The organism is Micromonospora sp. NPDC023888 (genome assembly GCF_040639415.1).
Classification (GTDB): domain Bacteria; phylum Actinomycetota; class Actinomycetes; order Mycobacteriales; family Micromonosporaceae; genus Micromonospora.
In genome coordinates this window covers 1-13,771 of record NZ_JBEZZW010000072.1, presented here as the reverse complement: position 1 = coordinate 13,771, position 13,771 = coordinate 1, and the positions used below count along the sequence as shown (strand labels likewise).

The window sequence follows — 13,771 nt, the reverse complement described above, 5'->3', positions numbered from 1 at the left end:
CGCGCTTGAGGACCTGCTCGCGGGTGTTGCAGCTACCGCTGATCGTGCTCCAGTGAGGAAAGAGGTCACGGGAGTAGCCGCTGGTCGAGCCTTGGACCGCCACGGTCAAGGCGTTGAGCTGCGACTGCGCTGTCGCCTTCGACGGAATGCCGGGAGGCGTGGCGGAGGCCGGTTGGGCGGTCACGGCGGCCAGGCAGGCCCCCGCGAGGGCGGTGACCGCGAGGACGGCGGCGCGGTGCATGACGCGCGGGAAGGACGTGCCAGAGGGCGCGATCGGCATGAACGGCGACCTTTCGTCATCGGATGGACGGCAACCGTCCCTGACGATCAGGTCAATCGATAGTCAGGCCCGCAAAGAATGGAAGTCTGTTAATCGACCATTCGGTATTTCCCAGCGCCCGCACTCCTGAGGACCCATGACAGTCCCATCCAATGCTGTGCTTGCTGGCGTCGCTGTCGGTGGCAGCTGGTCATCGTTGGTCAGCGTTCATGGGCGCAGCGACGGCCCAGACGGCCCGAGCTGAGCGGTTCAACTAATCACGCGGCGCCAGCCGCAGTTGCCCTGGATGGTCGTCATGCCCGGCCCGGTGGCCGACCACTCTTCCACGAAGCCGGGTACCAACCGGCGGCAGCGGCCGGCCACGCGGCCACGTAGCAAGGTCGAACAAAGCCATAGCGTCGGGCACCTCGTCGAGTTCGGCGAAGACCCCGAACACCGCCTCGGCGACCACGACACCACTCGCCACAGCGCCCAACGGATACCTCTCCAGAGCCTCAGACCATGCCGAACATCCGGCGGCCCTTCCGGCCTCGTACCAGCCTGGTGGATTGATCACTGCCACACGACCATCCTGCCCGGTGATCTCCACCCGGCCAGGTGACCCCCAGGCAACAGGCACGAAGCGCTAGCCTGCCGGTCCGCAGAAGTTGAGCTGCTCAAGCTGTCCTCTAGCGTCCATCTTCGTCCGCTGGCGTCCGTCCCCATCGTCACCCAACTAGTCACTCGGCCCGAGCGTCCTGCGGGCGTCCTGCCCCCGGGACAGGCTTTGTCAGCTTCTGCTCGTTGCCACCCTCGACCGTGTCGGCTTGGCTGACTGGGTTGCGTGGCACGAGGCCATACTGATCATGTGGGCGAGGATTCTGAGCTGGCGATCGCTGCGGTTCGACGCTACGCCGCCGCTTTGCGGCGCATCCGGTCGCGCTTGTTCGATGCCTACCCGGATCTCGGCGACGTCAAGGACCTGATGGCGGCGGTGCGGCACAAGAAAACGCTCCCGCGAGAGGGCACGTCGAGCACAGGCGTCGAGTACTCGATCCACGGCGCGGGCTGTCTCATGATCGATGAACAGGGCCGGACGGTCGATGTCGACCTGGTCGATGGTGTTGAGGCGTTCGACGCTTGGCGGATCAACTGGTTCCTCGGCGAACAGTCGGACGCCCAACCCTCGGTCGAGGAGCTGCGCACAGCGTGCTCTCACCTCGCCAGCACCGGCGAACTGCTGGAGGTGCAGGCAGGCATCTGGTAGGCCCTGCCCAATCGTTGAGGCTCTTGAGGACTGGATGAGGACTACGACCCACCGCCTTACGGCCCGTGGCTGGCCCGGCCGCTCCCCGGGTCGATAGCCTTGGCGAGACGGTCCGGAACCGTGCCGTGACGTCATCACCGACTCGCCACGCTGCTGGATCCTCTGTAGGAGGTCTCGTGTTGGTGTGGAATGAGTGGCACCCCTTCCTGCGACGCATCGTGCAGGGCGGTGGCGATATTGGGGACATCGCCCGCGCCATCAGAGAGCACGGAACGGGGCAATATATCCAGGCCGGCCGTGCCTTACGCCAGGAGTTCGGGTTGCCCTTGGCCGACGTGTTGAAGATCATCGCCTGGGCTGAATCCAACAGCGGCGAGGATGGACTGACTCGCCTACGGTCAGAGATTCAAGCTCCGCTCGGCTAGCAAATTGCAGCTGCGGCCTGGGGTTTAGAAGAAGATCGCAGATGGCTGGTCAGGTGACTGTTCGCCTGGTCAGCCTATCCGTCGTTGCCGGGCAGCGTCGGCGTCTGACGGTGGTCTTGGCCGTACCGATGGCTGTACGGCCAAGCGCTCCCGCGCCCTTGCGTCCGCCCACGTCTGGCTTCATGATCCGCTCACCGGGAAAGTGGAGGAGCGCATGGGCACCTGGGATGACGGTCCGTTTGACAACGACACTGCCGCCGACTGGTGCGGTGACCTCCACGATGCCGATCCGTCTACACGGGCGGCAATGGTTCGTGCTGCGCTGTCAACGGCAGCACTCAACACCGGCTACCTCGATCATGACGATGCTGTCTCGGCGATCGCGGCGGCAGCGATCGTGGCGTCTCTGATGCCCGGCGGAGCCCCGATAACCTCGCCGTACGCACCGGACTTCCTGCTTGCTGGCGAATCCCTTGACCTGGATGACGACCTGCCGCAACTGGCGGTCGAGGCACTCGACCAGGTCCTCAGCGACGACTCGGAGTGGCGGAGCGATTGGGGCGAGGCGGGAGTGAGTGAGTTCCCGCAGATCAACAAGCTCCGTTCAGTGCTGTCCGGTCCGCCTGAACTGCCCGGTCAAATCGCACTGCTTTAGCTGCCCAAAACCACGCATGGACGCCTTCGAGCGTTTCCCGCTCCTGCTGCCACACGGCGGGCCTCAGCGCCATCTCCGCCGTGAGTCCCCACACACCGTGGAGCTCTGCCTGGGACCATCGGCAGCTGCTACCCACCCGACCCAACCCGCTCACCCCCGCCGAGGTGGCCCGGCTGCGGGGCGCCCGACCCGCCGGACCACCCCCGCAACCGGCAACCGGGCCCGTGCAAGTCCAACGCCGGGCCTCCAACAGCGGCGTCGTCATGGTCGTCGGGCAGAAAGTCGCTCTCGGCCGCGTCCACGCCGGCAAGACCGTCACCATCCACGTCACCGACACCGAGCTGGCCATCGCCTGCGACGACGGCATCCGCACCGTCCGGCGCACCACCGACCAGCCCGTCCGGAACCTGAAAGCAAGCCGACCCCGCAAGGTCGCCCTCAATGTCTAGATCAACTGTCATGCGCCGATCTGGCCCGCGTTCGTCCGCTCCCGCAAGGGGGCCGAGGTCGTGGCGACGCACGCAGCTCTGCTGCCTCGACACGAGCAGCCTCTGCTTCCATCCGAGCGCGGACTCTGTCCTTCTCGAAGGGCAAACCTCGGCCAGCGCATCCAGGACATCAGCCATGCCATCCCGCCAACCGGCGAACACGCAGGGACCAGCAGCATCAGCCGGCCGCTGCGACCGCACGGTGCGGAGCTGGCGCAGGGCAACCTTCAACGCGGGATCGGCACCCATCACGCAATCTTCTCTCGTCTCGGCCACGACAGCGACGCCGCAAGGTCGTACCAACTATCTAGGTCAACTGACAAGCGTGTCCTGGGACGGATCTGTCAAGCATGTGGTGGGACTAGACACGCCGGCAGGTGCGAAAGATCTTGGCCGCCGCAGCCGGTCATCGGCTCCACGCGCTCTACGTCGTAGCGGCGACTATGAGTCTGCGGCGAGGGGAGCTGGTCGGCCTTCGGTGGTCTGATCTCGACCTGAACGAGGGGACACTACGGGTGCAGCAGACCGTCCAGCGGGTTGCCGGGCAGCTTCACGTCCAGGACGCCAAGACCGAAGACTCGGAGGCGGCGTTGCCGCTACCCGAGGTCACCTGGCTCACTGTTCTCGAACACCAGGAACGGCAGCAGGCAGAGCGAGCCGCCCTCGCTGAGGTGTGGGAGGACCACGATCTCGTGTTTCCCTCGGAACGGGGCACTCCGATGGAGCCCACCAACCTCAGCCGCTCGTTCGCCCGGCTCCGGGAAACCGCCAGTCTGCCTGGTGTCCGCCTGCACGACCTGCGGCACACCGTGGTCTCGCTGCTGATGGAGTTGGGGGTACCGCCGCACGTCGTTCAGGCCATCGCCCGGCACGCCGATGTGAAGATCACGCTCCAGGTCTACGCTCACGCGAACCTCGACGCGATGCGCCAGGCGTTAGGCAAGCTGGACGGGCGGCTGTCCTGATCTGGTGACGGATAGTCTCCGCTTCATGGTCCTGTTGGCTGGGCGTACTCGACGCCGGCTTCTCCTTGCGCTCCTGTTGGTGGCCTGTCTATTGGTGTGCTGGAAAGCGGTCGCCTGGCAGGGCGAGTTGGACCAACGACGGGACCTGAGCGAGGCCGAGGCCGCCCTGACCAAGTACCTGGAGCGGGTTCGGGGCAGCGATTACGGTGCGGCCTACCAGCAGCTCTGCTCCGACGTGCTACCGGATTACACCGCATCGGACCATGCCGCGTTCCTTCGAGAGCAGCAGCCGTTCGTGTCGTTCTCGATCGGCGAGCCGACGCAGTCCACCGGCATCGACGGCACCTATCTGACCTTTCCGGTCAGCCTGGCCTACGCCGACCAATCAACCAGCGTCGTACGGGTGGCCGTGGGCATGGAAACCGGCGGCCCCAAGGTCTGTGATCACTACGACTGGCGGAAGTGACTCACTACCTCGGTCGTGGACGCCTGCTGAGAACCGGTTGCTGTCAACCGGCTCGACGCCGGCAGAGCCGGTCGGGAGATGCCTTGTGAAATTGGAGCCCTCGGCCGGGATCGAACCGGCGACATCTCGCTTACAAGCTCTGTTCATCTCGTCCGGTGGCGTCCGTCTGTGTCTGTGACCTCGGGCGACCGCCCGCGCCCGGTCGTTGCCGGCTGTCCACGTCCGGGCCGGCTGCTGTCGCCGTTGCTGTCGACAGCACCAGGACGACCACCCGCTCATCAGCGGCACGGTCGGGAATGCCTACCTGCCAATCGATGGTGGGCCAGAGACGGCCCAGAACCTTCCAGCGGGTCGAACCAGCCGTTGCCTGCTTCGTCGTACGTATCACCGACCGCGCCGATCAATGCCACCTCGTCCAGATCGTCATAGGCATACCCGATGCAGGCGCTGATTTGCCGAAGCAACTGCACGACGTGTTCCTCGGCGGCCCACCTCTCGACGTCGCGGCCTGCCCTGTCCTTTGGCAGGGACCCCGGGCGACAGCAACTGAACTGCCCCGGTTCTTGTAGAGACTTTGATTGGCCATCTGGTCAGGCTGGCGGATCATCTCGGAAGAGGTGCTCTTTCAAGCCTGGTCCCCAGCGGGTTGCAACGAGTTCGGGACGAGGGCGGGCCGGCTTGGGGACCCGGCCGTGTTGTCTGGTGTCGGGCGCGGGGCTGTCCCAGTCGGCGATTAGCGAGAAAGGATCCGTGTCGCGGCCAGGCTCATCGTCACACGGCTCCCGGACAACCATCGCTGGGTAGAAGCGCGTCTCCTGAGCCACCCTGCAGTCGTCCGTCCGGGAGGCGACCAAGGCGCCACAGTCTCCGCAAGCCACGGACGGGTCCCAGCCCACCATCGACCAGCAGCCCGTAAGAACAAGGTCATGGATGAAGCGCGTCCCACGTACATCGCCAGGTGAGAGGACGAAGGTGCCGACGACCTGATCACGGCCGTACACCGTCTCGTCGATTGCATAGGTGCCGGGGTCCAACAGCGGCGGGTTCACGTGATGACAATCCAAGAGCGACCAGTGCGGTCCTGCCGGCAGCTCCACCAACCGGACCGGGACGCTCAGCGTGTTCCCACAGTTCGCACACCGAAAGCCCACCACCGCCACAGTTTGTCATTAGGGCCAGGCGAAGGCATCCGAGGATGAGGGACCAAGGCGTTCGCCTGGACAAGCCTCATCGAGGTTCCCGCCACCCTGAACGCACTCACTCGACATGAGCAGCCGCCGCCCTACAGCCTCAGCGGGGCGCCAGCGCTGACGGCTTCGGGTCCGCCGAAGAGGTCTTCAGCCTGAAGGTCCTGGTCAGGGCACTGCCTGTGGGATCGGTGTCTCGAATGACGGAACTACGGCGGACTCCAGCAAGCTCACCCGCAACGCCAAAGCTCCAGCAAGCTGTTTGAGGCGACCGCCGCAGGTTCACCCACCACGACGGTCCACCGCCAACCCCGATGGCCTGGTCGAATTGACCCAGAGCGCCGTGCCGACTCGCAAACGTATCGACGGCCGGTGGAAGGACCTTGGTCAGCCCTTAACGGAGGGCCGAGGCGCTAACGGATGGTGAGGGTCAGTGGGTTCGAGATGCCGAGGCCGCCGTGGGAATCGTGGACCCGCACGGTGAAGGTGGACGACGTGCCGGCCGACAGGGCCGTCTGGAACTGGTAGCGCTGTCCGCTGTTGGTCGGCGTCACGGCCAGCCGGGTTGCGCCGAGGTAGAACTCCACCCGGCTGACGAGGTCCCCGGGATCGGTGTCGGCGACGTCGGCGACCAGCGTGACGGTCGTCGGCTCGAGGAAGTAGGTCTGCCCGCCGGGGGTGCTCAACGCCACCGCCGGCGGTTGGTTGGTGCCGGTGGACGCCGGCGTCACCACCGTGACCAGCAACGGCGGCGCAGCGCCAGACAGCGACTGGTCGGTGCCGGCCGAGACGTACAGCACGAAGGTGGTGCTGGTGCCGGGCTCCCCGATCGGCGGTGTCCACAGCGCCTCGTACCGGTCACCGGTCGTCCTCACCCCCCGGGCCGCCGTGACGCCGTCCACCTGGAACGACACCGAGGTGATGCTGTGTCCACCTCCCACGGTCGCGGTCGCCGCCAGCGGGACGGTTCCCGGCGTGGTGTACACCGCGCCGGCGGTCGGGCTGAGCCAGGTGACGATCGCCGGGTAGTCAGCGACCGGCGGCGTGGTCGTCCGGGTCGGCGTCACGCTGGGCAGGACGCCGCCGGTGCACGTGACGCCGTTGAGCGTGAACGACGCCGGTATGGGGTTGCTGCCCGACCAGGCGCCAACGAAACCGATGTTCGCGGAGCCATTGGTGCCCAGGGTCGCGTTCCAGCCCAGATTGGTCGCGCTGACCTGCTGGCCCGCCTGGGCCCAGGTGGCGCTCCAGGTTTGCGTGAGCCGCTGGTCGACTGCAGGGAACGCGAACCGCAGCGTCCACCCGTTGACTAGGTCACCCAAGTTGGTGACCGCGATGTCGGCGTGGAAGCCACCGGTCCACTGGCTGGTGACGACGTAGTTCACCCGACACCCGGCCGCCGCGGCCGCACTGGCGTGTGAGATCGCGGCCATCATCGCGACCATGGCAACAGCGATGGCGGCCACAGCAGTCAGCGACTTCCGCATGGGCACACCTCGCCGTAGATAGTTAATCGTCTATGAATATGTCGACTGTCCTGCTGCTCCGCCTTCCTGTCAAGGCACGCACGGCAGTCCTGCCGCCGACAGGACAACGGACAGCCCGCCCATGGCTGATCGGTAGCGGCCACAGCGCCGAGCAGGCAGAAGAGTGGATAGCGCAGCTTCCCGCCTGGACCGCGACTGACCGCCAGGTCCTGGACGACTTCGCGTCAAAGAACGCAACGAAGTGGGCGGCCAAGTCCCGGCAGAAAACCGAGCGCCGGGTACGCGACCTCGCAACGTGGACCGGCGAGTGGGCAGATCACCAGACTGACGGCCATCAGTCAGCCCCGAGCCACAGCGCTGGGCACCCTCGTGATGTGGGCGCCGGTGCCGCTCTCCCGCCACAGCGGAAGTTGGCCGACACCGGCTACCTCATGACGACGACCTACCGGGCCGATTCCGACACAACTCCTCCATCGCTGTACACCGCACGGCTTCAGACCTCCGGCGATGTTGTCACCGCTATCGTTCCCGACCTTGAGGGGCAGGTCGCCGCATCCGGCAGGCTCACAACCGCCGACGCATTCGGGATCGTCGACCAGGTCGAAACAAGGCCTTCGACCAGATCCGCGTCGGCGTGGACCTTGCCGTCGAGGGGTTCAACGGCGTCGTCTCGCAGGTCAACGAGTGGGCGTGGCTCATCGGCCCGGCGGCGCTGCTGTGGATCAAGCACAACATTGACGCCGCGCGCCGCGGCCTGCGGGAGGTCATGGATCGGGTTGATCACGCGTTGGAGCACCAGATGCCGGTGCTGTCGCTCATTTCGATGAGCTTCCGGTGGGTCACCGAGGTGAAGACGCCCGTCTCCCAGCTGTCGTTCGCGATCAGCGAGCCAGTCGACCAGAACCTGGTCAAGTGGACCGGCGACGCGGCACGTGCCTACGCCGACAAGGCTGTCAAACAGCGGGCGGCGGTTGACGAGTCGGTTCTCAAGGCGGAGTTCATCAGTCAGTGGTTGTTCAAGATCGCTAGGGCCAACGTTGACTACGCGGTCGAGCTAGCGACGATCGTCACCAAGCTGGCGGGTAAGTTCGCCCAGGCCGCCGCCGATGCGACGACGGTCATCAACATTCCCTGGGCCATCGACACGTTGGCCGAGTCTGTCGGCGATATCGTCACCGCGGGGTTGGACACCCTCCTGCGGATCGGTGAGCGTTTCGTTGACGCGTTGGGTAACGTCCGGGACATCGCGACGCAGGTCGGTGACTACTCCAAGCTTCCCGGCGGCCGTTGGCCCGAAGCCGTCCGTGGGTAGAGCCAGTCGTCAGGCGTGCGGCACGGCGGTGAAGGTCGCCTTGAGGATCGCTAGCGCTTTCGCGGCGAGTGTCTCTTTAGGCAGGTAGGAATCGTCGCCTACCGCGAGCCAGACCTTCACCACCAGGTTGGCGTCCCGGGCGTGGATCATGTACTCGGTGTACTTGAAGCCAGGGTCCGATCGCTTGAGGAACCCCTCGGCCTCCTCGCCGACCTTAGCGACGGGGCCGTCCGCCGTCATGCCTGTCACCTGCTGGGTCGCCGTGTAGAGGCGCCCCGCCTCCTCGGCGCTCGTCAACGAGGAGGCTTCGACCAGTAGGTTCGCCTGGTGGTCGTCCGCGGTGCGCATCTCGAACAGGCACGACGAGCCCTGTCGCGCCAGCGGCGGCTTCGGATCGGTACGAGCGACCCTCACCGACAAGTCCGCCAGGGGGGTCAGGTCCGTGCGCCGGCACAGGTCGAGGTTGGTGGCGTCGTAGGAAGGGCCGACGGCGGGCGCCGGGCTACTTGTGGCGGGAGCACCAACGATCGGCGAGGTGGTGACGGCACGGGGCGTCGCTGATCCGCCGTCGTCACACCCTCCCGTAACCGGGAGCGTTACCAGAAGGCCGACAACCAGCGCCCGTTTCCGGGACCGAGCTTCCACGCTGGTGACCATACCGTCAGCTGCGCCAGGCGATCGCCCGTGCTGGTTACCGTTATCGTCGAGGCATGCCCCGCGAGACCATCGAATCTGTCGCTCGCTCCCGCGCCATCACCGCGGCGGCGGTTCTGCAGCAATTGGTCGATCTACGCGCCTACCCTCACCGGCACCTTGCCGTGGCCGCCTATGCCCCCGGCGGGGACAGCATCAGCCAGGCACTCGCCGCCGCCGACTACCTCAGCCACACGGGTTGGGAACTCATCAACGTGACGGAGGTTGGGAGCAGCAGGACACTGCACGCGATCATGCGGCGCAGGTGAGTCAGCGGATGTCGGGGGACCTATCGGCACGTCAGCGGTTGACCTGATTGCCTAGCCTAGAGATATAGGTGAACTTCCACATCATGCTTGTACGGGAGGGAAGCAGAGTGGACGGATTTTCGACAACAATTGTCACCACCCCGCGCACGATCACCACGATCATCGCGATCGCCTCCGACGACACCTTCGCCCACGTCTACTCGAACGTGCGGCAAATGATCGAGGATGGGTTCGGTGATGCCGACACCCGTCGAGGGTCCCTGGAATTCTTCAGCGCCGCAGGCGGACAACTGGTGCCGGTGTTCGGGCCGGCCTGGCAACTGGTCGACCTACGGAACGGCCGCGAGGCACCCGACGCCGACCGACTGCGCCAGCGTCTCGCCGCCGTAGTGGACCACGTCGTGGCATACCTCAGGAAGCACCCCGAGTTCGTCAAGGAGAGCGGCCTGACACTCGACGAGGCACTCCTCCAACTGCCTCGACCGGCCGAGCAGGACCTCGCCCACGTCCTGGCCCTCTTCCCACACCACATTGACGACGACAAAACCGTCCAGCCGCTCAGTCGAGGGAACTACTTCCACAACGCTCTACACGCCGCCGGCTGGACGCATTGAGCGCGACCACGGCGCCCCCGGCATCTGCGCGGACGCACTAGCCCCGTATTCGCACTGGTTCGCCGCCTAAGCCCCTAAAGATCGTCGGGCCACCCGTGTGGATCAAGGCTCTTGCCGTGGCCTCGCGGGCATCGTCCGTAGCCAGTGCTGGAGACGTTCCAGTGGTGGTAGCAGTACGGGGCGTCGCATTGGCCGCAAAATCCGGCGTCGTCGTAGAAGCCCGCGGAGGTTACCGCGGCATACCGGTACGGCTGGGCGAAGGCGTCGGCAATCCGTTGCGCCTCTGCCAGGTCCACCGGTCGGCCGGAGCCGTTGCCCGCCTCAATCCCGGAGAACAGCAGCCACCATTGCTGGTCGTCGTGACGCTGTCGGGCAGCGTCGTAGGCGTCGCGCTGCTGCGATGACCAACGCTGCCAATCGGCAGGTCGGGTACCTGGTGCGACGAGTTCGACGTGTGCTGCCGGTAGCCCACACACCGCGCACGGTGGTTCCGCTACGAGAGCCTGGAGCATGACTCATCTTCTCCTGCTAGGCAACGGCGCGCAGGCGTCGGACGGTGTCGCCGGTTCGGTCGGGCTGGGTGGTTTCCCACCGGCGTTGGAGAGCGTCGACGACGTTGGTGATCATCGGTTCGGTGACGTGGCTGTAGATGCCACGCACGCCGGCGAGGCGGTGGCCGAGGCGGCGGGCTTGGGCGATCTCGGGGATGCCGTCCTCGATGAGCCAGGTCTTGTGGGTGTGGCGCAGGTCGTGAAAGTGCATGCCGGGTAGGACCGGCGGGATGCCGCGTTGAGGGTTGCCGGCGACGGCGGGGGTCCAGGCGCGGCGGTTGAAGTTCGAGCGCCGCTGGTGGTGACCGCGGGCCCCGGGGAAGACTATGTCGTAGGGCTGTTCGGCGAGGTGAACGGTGAGCAGGGTGGTCAGGAAGCGGGGCAGCCGGATGTGGCGCACCGAGTCGTTGGTCTTGGGTGGGCCGAGGAACAGCTTGCCTTCGACCTCGTGTAGGGCGCCGACGTCGGGGTGGACGTGGATGCTGCCAGTGGTGAGGTCGACGTTGTCGCGGGTGAGTCCGGTGAGTTCTCCCCACCGCATGCCGCTGTAGGCGGCGGTGAGGATGAGCAGCCCGTCGCTGGGGCGGGCTTGGCGGGCGACGATCGCGGCGACCTGCTCGGCGGTGGCATGCGGTCGCTCAGCGCGGATGCCTTTGGGGACGCGGACTCCCCGGCAGGGGTTGAAGGAAACGCGTCGGTCTTCGACGGCCTCTTGCATAACCATCGACAGGACCATGATCACGTCGGCGACGGATCGTGGTGAGAGGCGCTTGCCCAGGGTGACGGCGAGGGTTTTGACGTGTTGGCGGCGGATGTCAGCCAGGGGCAGCGGGCCGAGGGCGGGCAGGATGTGCAGCCGTAGGTGACTGCGGTAGGCGGCCCAGGTGGCGGGGCCGGCTTGGTGGGTTGTTTCCCAGATCGGGACCCAGTCGGCGAGGGGGATGCGTCCCCCGCGGGGGTCGATGTAGGTGTCGCGGGCCGCCTCGACGTCGATTTCCTTGGCGCGGATAGCGGCGTCGGCGCGCAGGTCGTGGGATGACTCGGTGGTGACGGTGCCGTCGGGCATGCGCAGGCGTACGCGGAATCGGGTGCCGCGCTTTTCTACCCAGGCCATGGTGTGGTCTCCGTCCGGTTGGCGTCGGGTGCGAGGGTGATTGACGCGTGGTCGTTGGGGTGAGGCAAGTCGCCGGTGGGGTGCCGGCGGCGTCGGGTACCGCGCCGGCCGGTGGGGGGTTGTGCGGCGGCCGCGATGATGGCGGCGAGGTCAGCCGGTGAGAAGCGCAGGTGCTTGCCGAGGAAGGTGCAGGGGATCTGGCGGCGGCCGGCGCGGCGGCGCAGCCATGACTCCGGGACGCGCAGTCGGGCGGCAGCCTCGGCTGGGGTGTAGAGCTGCGGTTCCTCCTCGTCGTGGCCGGCTGTGCGGTGCTCGAGGGTGGGGGCGGCCGGCGGTGGTCGGCGTCGGGCTCGGGGCAGGTTGGCAGGCATCGGTGGACTCCCGAACGTCGTGGGTTTGGCGGCTGAACCCTGGGGGGCTCGTCGCGGACGGTGTGTGGATGCGCCGCGACGAGCCACCGTGGGCTGGCAGCGGCTAGGTGTGCTGGCAGAGCAGGAGTCGCAGGGCGGTCGCCGCTTGGGCGGGGACGACGCCGTTGCCGAGGACCCGTAGTGCGGTGGTGCGGGGCAGTCCGAGCATGGGGTCGGTGACCCAGTGCTCGGGCAGGCCCATGAGCCACTCCACGAACGGCGGCGCGAGGACGGGTTTGCCGTGCCGGCCGGTTTGCGTGGGTTCGGGTGCGGGACGGCCGAGCAGCAGCTCCCACCGGGTGACCGCGGGGGCGTAGCCGCCCCGCCGCTGCTCGTCGGGCTGCCCGCGTGCGGCGATGGTGGTGCGCAGGTCCGCGCCGCCGTCGCCGTGCCGCCCAGGGCCGCGCCCGTCCGACGCGCGCGGAGTGGGCAGGACCCGGGCCGGGACCCGCACCGCCGCGGAGGGAAGGGTGAGGTCGCCGTGCGAGCCGCGCTGCCCAGGGCAGCCCTTTGCGCCGTCGGTGGCCCGCGGGGTGGGCAGCAGCACCTGCGACAGCGGGGGCCGGAACCCGGCCCCCGCGCGTCGTCCGGGCGTGCCAGTGTCACTGGCCCGCGGGGTGGGCAGTAGCCGTGCGGCATCGGTTCGCGTGTGCCCGTGCTGAGCTGTGCGCCCTGTGGCGGAGGTGGTGAGGAGGCCGTGGGTGGAACCCGACGGTTCGATGAGGTCGGGCAGGCCGTGCTGGTGGCCGGGTCCTTTGCCGTCACGGGCGCACGGTGTCGGCAGCGTCCGCACCTCCGCCGGGTCGTGCGGTGGGTGCGGCCAGCAGGAACAGCCGGTCGCGGCGGTGGGCGGCGCCGATGTCGGACGCGCGTAGGCATAGCCAGCTCGTGTCGTACCCGATCGTGGCCAGGTCGGCTTCGACGACGTCGAATCCTCGCCGCAGGAGGGCGGCGACGTTCTCCACGAAGACGAGCGGCGGTCGAAGGACGCGAACGGCGTCGGCGACCGAACTCCACAGGCTGGAGTGCTCTCCGGTGATGCCGGCGCGGATTGGTGCAACGCACGTATTCGTGACCGGTCGTATTCGTCGCGTGTCCCGGCCAGCAGTGTCGGCGTACGGTCATCACGGCACCGTCCTCACCAGGCACATCGCCCGGCAGGTTAGGCCGGAAACACCGTTAAGATCCACACACCCGCGGATCGTCACCGGGCGCCGGGTGGACGGTGTGGTCCTGATGGAGATCCGCCTGGAGGACGACCGGGTGACCCGCCTGACCAAGACCGGTCTGCCGATCGTCACGATCGGGCGGATAGCCGAACCGCACGACATGAGCTGGATCGACATCGACTATTCCGGGCTGATCGCCCGCTGCGTGCGCCACCTGGCCGATCTGGGGCACCGGCACGTGGCCCTGGTCAACCGTTGCGCCGAGTTGGTCGCCGCGGGCTACGGCCCCAGCCATCGGGCGCTCACCGGTTTCCGGGCGGCGGCGGCGGACCGGGGGCTGACCGGCGAGGAGAACCTGCGTCAGCGGCGGGTGGTCCCGCAGGGCGGGCAGGACCCGGTGGGGACCGACGCGAGCTGGCCCGAGCAGTACGCGCGGCTGG

General features: G+C 67.3%; 17 protein-coding genes and 2 pseudogenes. 10 read left to right on the top strand and 9 right to left on the bottom strand.

Annotated features, from left to right (window positions below; genetic code table 11):
* Window positions 1–280: pseudogene (locus AB0F61_RS33775) on the bottom strand (hypothetical protein); the annotation flags it as partial.
* A gap of 847 nt (window positions 281–1,127) precedes the next feature.
* Between AB0F61_RS33775 and AB0F61_RS33770 the strand changes: the two are divergent.
* The 6 genes from AB0F61_RS33770 (at window position 1,128) to AB0F61_RS33745 (ending at window position 4,525) form a co-directional block, all read left to right on the top strand.
* Window positions 1,128–1,526 carry a hypothetical protein gene (locus AB0F61_RS33770; protein ID WP_357818339.1) on the top strand — a complete coding sequence of 133 codons (399 nt, stop codon included), beginning with the start codon at window positions 1,128–1,130 and terminating at the stop codon, window positions 1,524–1,526.
* Window positions 1,527–1,702: 176 nt separating this feature from the next.
* Window positions 1,703–1,951, top strand: a complete 249-nt coding sequence (locus tag AB0F61_RS33765) for a hypothetical protein (RefSeq protein WP_357818336.1) — start codon at window positions 1,703–1,705, stop codon at window positions 1,949–1,951.
* Between the two features lie 214 nt (window positions 1,952–2,165).
* Window positions 2,166–2,606, top strand: a complete 441-nt coding sequence (locus AB0F61_RS33760; RefSeq protein WP_357818334.1) for a DUF4259 domain-containing protein — start codon at window positions 2,166–2,168, stop codon at window positions 2,604–2,606.
* 263 nt (window positions 2,607–2,869) lie between these two features.
* Window positions 2,870–3,055, top strand: a complete 186-nt coding sequence (locus AB0F61_RS33755) for a hypothetical protein (RefSeq protein ID WP_357818331.1) — start codon at window positions 2,870–2,872, stop codon at window positions 3,053–3,055.
* Window positions 3,056–3,471: 416 nt separating this feature from the next.
* Window positions 3,472–4,059: a site-specific integrase gene (locus tag AB0F61_RS33750; protein WP_357818328.1), complete on the top strand. Its 588-nt coding sequence runs from the start codon at window positions 3,472–3,474 to the stop codon at window positions 4,057–4,059.
* 25 nt (window positions 4,060–4,084) lie between these two features.
* Complete coding sequence (locus AB0F61_RS33745; RefSeq protein ID WP_357818326.1) at window positions 4,085–4,525, top strand: hypothetical protein; 441 nt, start codon at window positions 4,085–4,087, stop codon at window positions 4,523–4,525.
* A 278-nt stretch (window positions 4,526–4,803) separates the two neighbouring features.
* On the opposite strand, the gene AB0F61_RS33740 is transcribed toward AB0F61_RS33745, so the two are convergent.
* Window positions 4,804–4,995 (bottom strand): hypothetical protein, encoded by a 192-nt coding sequence (locus AB0F61_RS33740; protein WP_357818323.1) that lies wholly within the window; start codon window positions 4,993–4,995, stop codon window positions 4,804–4,806.
* A 1,130-nt stretch (window positions 4,996–6,125) separates the two neighbouring features.
* Window positions 6,126–7,199: a cellulose binding domain-containing protein gene (locus AB0F61_RS33735; protein WP_357818320.1), complete on the bottom strand. Its 1,074-nt coding sequence runs from the start codon at window positions 7,197–7,199 to the stop codon at window positions 6,126–6,128.
* A 634-nt stretch (window positions 7,200–7,833) separates the two neighbouring features.
* On the opposite strand from AB0F61_RS33735, the gene AB0F61_RS33730 reads away from it, so the two are divergent.
* Window positions 7,834–8,511 carry a hypothetical protein gene (locus tag AB0F61_RS33730; protein WP_357818317.1) on the top strand — a complete coding sequence of 226 codons (678 nt, stop codon included), beginning with the start codon at window positions 7,834–7,836 and terminating at the stop codon, window positions 8,509–8,511.
* Window positions 8,512–8,520: 9 nt separating this feature from the next.
* Here the strand turns inward: AB0F61_RS33730 and AB0F61_RS33725 are convergent, their stop codons facing one another.
* Complete coding sequence (locus AB0F61_RS33725; protein WP_357818314.1) at window positions 8,521–9,156, bottom strand: hypothetical protein; 636 nt, start codon at window positions 9,154–9,156, stop codon at window positions 8,521–8,523.
* A 65-nt stretch (window positions 9,157–9,221) separates the two neighbouring features.
* Between AB0F61_RS33725 and AB0F61_RS33720 the strand changes: the two genes are divergently transcribed.
* Both AB0F61_RS33720 and AB0F61_RS33715 read left to right on the top strand, forming a co-directional pair.
* The gene (locus tag AB0F61_RS33720; RefSeq protein WP_357818312.1) at window positions 9,222–9,473 is read left to right on the top strand and encodes a transcriptional regulator; all 252 of its coding nucleotides are present in this window, start codon (window positions 9,222–9,224) and stop codon (window positions 9,471–9,473) included.
* 68 nt (window positions 9,474–9,541) lie between these two features.
* Entirely contained in the window at window positions 9,542–10,087 is a 546-nt protein-coding gene (locus AB0F61_RS33715; RefSeq protein ID WP_357818309.1) for a hypothetical protein, read from the top strand.
* A 74-nt stretch (window positions 10,088–10,161) separates the two neighbouring features.
* Here AB0F61_RS33715 and AB0F61_RS33710 read toward each other — a convergent pair whose 3' ends face one another.
* From AB0F61_RS33710 to AB0F61_RS33690, 5 genes are all read right to left on the bottom strand, one after another.
* The gene (locus tag AB0F61_RS33710) at window positions 10,162–10,599 is read right to left on the bottom strand and encodes a hypothetical protein (protein ID WP_357818306.1); all 438 of its coding nucleotides are present in this window, start codon (window positions 10,597–10,599) and stop codon (window positions 10,162–10,164) included.
* 16 nt (window positions 10,600–10,615) lie between these two features.
* Window positions 10,616–11,752, bottom strand: coding sequence for a site-specific integrase (locus tag AB0F61_RS33705; protein WP_357818303.1), 1,137 nt, complete (start codon window positions 11,750–11,752; stop codon window positions 10,616–10,618).
* A complete protein-coding gene (locus tag AB0F61_RS33700) occupies window positions 11,740–12,123 on the bottom strand; it encodes a helix-turn-helix domain-containing protein (protein ID WP_357818300.1) in 384 nt (127 codons plus the stop codon). The genes AB0F61_RS33705 and AB0F61_RS33700 overlap by 13 nt, the downstream gene beginning before the upstream one ends.
* A gap of 103 nt (window positions 12,124–12,226) precedes the next feature.
* Window positions 12,227–12,709 (bottom strand): hypothetical protein, encoded by a 483-nt coding sequence (locus AB0F61_RS33695; RefSeq protein ID WP_357818297.1) that lies wholly within the window; start codon window positions 12,707–12,709, stop codon window positions 12,227–12,229.
* A gap of 214 nt (window positions 12,710–12,923) precedes the next feature.
* Window positions 12,924–13,202, bottom strand: a complete 279-nt coding sequence (locus tag AB0F61_RS33690; RefSeq protein ID WP_357818342.1) for a DNA cytosine methyltransferase — start codon at window positions 13,200–13,202, stop codon at window positions 12,924–12,926.
* 178 nt (window positions 13,203–13,380) lie between these two features.
* Between AB0F61_RS33690 and AB0F61_RS33685 the strand changes: the two are divergent.
* Window positions 13,381–13,771, top strand: a pseudogene (locus AB0F61_RS33685) (hypothetical protein); the annotation flags it as partial.

Coding starts and splice junctions, on each gene's coding strand:
- AB0F61_RS33735 (WP_357818320.1), bottom strand. CDS start 7,199: ATGCGGAAGTCGCTGACTGCTGTGGCCGCCATCGCTGTTGCCATGGTC.
- AB0F61_RS33710 (WP_357818306.1), bottom strand. CDS start 10,599: ATGCTCCAGGCTCTCGTAGCGGAACCACCGTGCGCGGTGTGTGGGCTA.
- AB0F61_RS33760 (WP_357818334.1), top strand. CDS start 2,166: ATGGGCACCTGGGATGACGGTCCGTTTGACAACGACACTGCCGCCGAC.
- AB0F61_RS33700 (WP_357818300.1), bottom strand. CDS start 12,123: ATGCCTGCCAACCTGCCCCGAGCCCGACGCCGACCACCGCCGGCCGCC.
- AB0F61_RS33745 (WP_357818326.1), top strand. CDS start 4,085: ATGGTCCTGTTGGCTGGGCGTACTCGACGCCGGCTTCTCCTTGCGCTC.
- AB0F61_RS33705 (WP_357818303.1), bottom strand. CDS start 11,752: ATGGCCTGGGTAGAAAAGCGCGGCACCCGATTCCGCGTACGCCTGCGC.
- AB0F61_RS33755 (WP_357818331.1), top strand. CDS start 2,870: ATGGTCGTCGGGCAGAAAGTCGCTCTCGGCCGCGTCCACGCCGGCAAG.
- AB0F61_RS33720 (WP_357818312.1), top strand. CDS start 9,222: ATGCCCCGCGAGACCATCGAATCTGTCGCTCGCTCCCGCGCCATCACC.